Raw genomic sequence first — 2,241 nt, 5'->3', positions numbered from 1 at the left:
CTGAGTTTGATGATGTTTTTAGTACTGCAAAGAAAAAAGTTCTAGATCACCCATCAAAGTCTGCGGAAATAGTGAATAAAATCCAATCTCTCCCACTTGGTGTCGATAAGATTATAATCAATCATCACGAGAGATACGACGGCACAGGTTTTCCAAGAGGAATTGACTATACAAGACTTGATCCGATGACATCTATATTCATTGTCTCTCTTGAACTTGCCAATACTCTTTATGAGACAGGATTTTATAGAGATATTATCATAGAGAAAATACTAGAGATGGAGTCTCGTTACACAAAAGGATCTTTTATTAAGATCATGAAGGCCCTAAAAGCGGCTTTTGCCATTCCACTAGTCGAACATGAGAGAAAAGACTTTTTAAACGAGTAGATATATGAAAATTGCCCTTTTTACCCATGAGCTTGTCCCTGAAATCGGACATAGTCGAGCGCTTATTGAAACAATAAATCATATTCCTAGCGACAAGATAGATCATCTCTATGTCGTTAGTTTTGAGATGGGAAATCCTCAAGAGATCTTTCCCGAACTAAAGAATAGAATTACTTTTATTGAAGTTCCCAAACTCTACTTTGGTCCCTTTCTTATCAAGATGCTCTACTTCTTTATCGCCTCTTGGTTTATTACAAAATTAAAGCTTAGCTCTGATGTCAAAAAAGTTGGAATTGGTATAGCTTCTCTAAGTGTAGACTACGTCAACGTGCAGTTCGTACACAAGGAGTGGGAGCACTTCTATTTTTCACGCTTTAAATTTCCAATCTACAAGTATCTCTATAAGAAATTACTCTTCTTCTTTTTCTGGCTTGGAGAGAATTACCTATATAGAATAAAGAGTCATACTCAATTCTCAATTCTTTCTGAATTCGAGCAAGACTATATGACAACTCATTTCAATATTCCCAAAGAGCACACGATTCTTAATTACTCTGGAATAAATTTAGATAATTTTGATTTTATAAATGAGTCAAAAGAAGAGGTTCTCAACGAACTTATTTCAGACTACCCTCAAATGACTAAGCTCGAACTTAATCAACCAATTTACCTATTCGTTGGGGCCTTTGAGAGAAAGGGGTTAAATTTAGTTATTGATAAAATAAGAAGTGTCCCAAATGCTCAACTTCTAGTTGTTGGTCGCCCAGAAAGTGCGAAGGGATTCTCTTTACCTGATGATTTAAATATTACTTATGTTGAGTTCACTAAAAGATTCAAAAATTCTATCATCTGGCAGATGTCTTTGTTTTTCCCACAATCTATGAGCCATTTGGATTAGTTTTGGTTGAAGCGGCATGTATGGGCCTAGAAGTTTATACAACGGAATACAAAGTTGGGGCCAGTGAACTTCTAAGAGATATGGACAATATCCATCTATTTAAAAAGCCTGAAGATATCGTTATCACTCCAAGAACAAAGCCTTTAACTCTTGATGAGAAAAGAGCTCTAAGACAACAGCGACGCGAACGTCTTGCTTCTATGACTTGGGAAAAAACTGGTGAACGCTTTTATGAGCTACTTAGTCGCTCTTAACTTGGCGATAAAGTAGAATACTTGAAAGCACAGTTGCAAAAACACCGATCAAGCCAGTGTAATACGCTCTATTTTCCAAGTATTGATCCTTAGGAATAAAGACAGAGTCACCAGGTTGAAGAGTCTCTGCGTAGACGTTTGTGTTTCCACCATCCGAGATATCATAACGTAGAACTTTAAACTTATCCGCATTCTTACGAGTCAATCTTACATTATCAAGTTTAGCCGTTGAACTTGGCCCTCCTGCCATTGATAGTCCATTTAAGAATGTTGTATTAACTGGAACAAAGTGAAGACCTGAGTTCTTTACTTCTCCCCAGAAATGGACAGGAATTAGAACCTTACCTTTTACAGAAGGTGAGAAAAAAACTGAACCATAACTCTTATTCATATCCTTTACTTCTGATGGCAGAGTAAATTCTTTGATATTAAAATTTGGCTTTCCCGTAGCAAATACTGTTGTGGAAAAAAGCAGAGATGCCGACAAAATATTGACTTTCAAAGTAGTAATAAGTTTCATAAAATTCAGTGTAGCAAAGAGAATTTATGGAAACAATAAATAATACCAACGCAATCCGTCAATCTATTGGAAAGAAACTTTCCAATCTCTTTGTCGTTCTCTTCATTATTCACTTTATTTTAAACTTCTTAGGAGTTTCACAGCTACAATACTTTTATCTCATAGAGCTCGCTGTTTTTG

At 36.0% G+C, this 2,241-nt stretch carries 4 protein-coding genes; 3 read left to right on the top strand and 1 reads right to left on the bottom strand.

Annotation, left to right across the window (positions count from 1 at the left end; all coding sequences use genetic code 11):
- From M901_RS00105 to M901_RS00095, 3 genes are all read left to right on the top strand, one after another.
- Nucleotides 1–389, top strand: a 389-nt coding sequence (locus M901_RS00105) for an HD domain-containing phosphohydrolase (RefSeq protein ID WP_021276100.1), incomplete at its 5' end; no start/stop codon positions are given.
- A gap of 4 nt (nucleotides 390–393) precedes the next feature.
- A complete protein-coding gene (locus M901_RS00100; RefSeq protein WP_021276098.1) occupies nucleotides 394–1,287 on the top strand; it encodes a hypothetical protein in 894 nt (297 codons plus the stop codon).
- Nucleotides 1,221–1,541, top strand: a complete 321-nt coding sequence (locus M901_RS00095; protein ID WP_081653278.1) for a glycosyltransferase — start codon at nucleotides 1,221–1,223, stop codon at nucleotides 1,539–1,541. Before M901_RS00100 ends, M901_RS00095 begins: the two co-directional genes overlap by 67 nt.
- Here M901_RS00095 and M901_RS00090 read toward each other — a convergent pair.
- Complete coding sequence (locus M901_RS00090; RefSeq protein ID WP_021276096.1) at nucleotides 1,528–2,061, bottom strand: SLBB domain-containing protein; 534 nt, start codon at nucleotides 2,059–2,061, stop codon at nucleotides 1,528–1,530. The genes M901_RS00095 and M901_RS00090 overlap by 14 nt on opposite strands.
- Nucleotides 2,062–2,241: the final 180 nt, after the last annotated feature.

Source organism: Bacteriovorax sp. DB6_IX, assembly GCF_000447775.1.
GTDB lineage: Bacteria > Bdellovibrionota > Bacteriovoracia > Bacteriovoracales > Bacteriovoracaceae > Halobacteriovorax_A.
The sequence above is the reverse complement of the archived record's forward strand: the minus strand, read 5'-3'. Positions and strand labels throughout refer to the sequence as shown.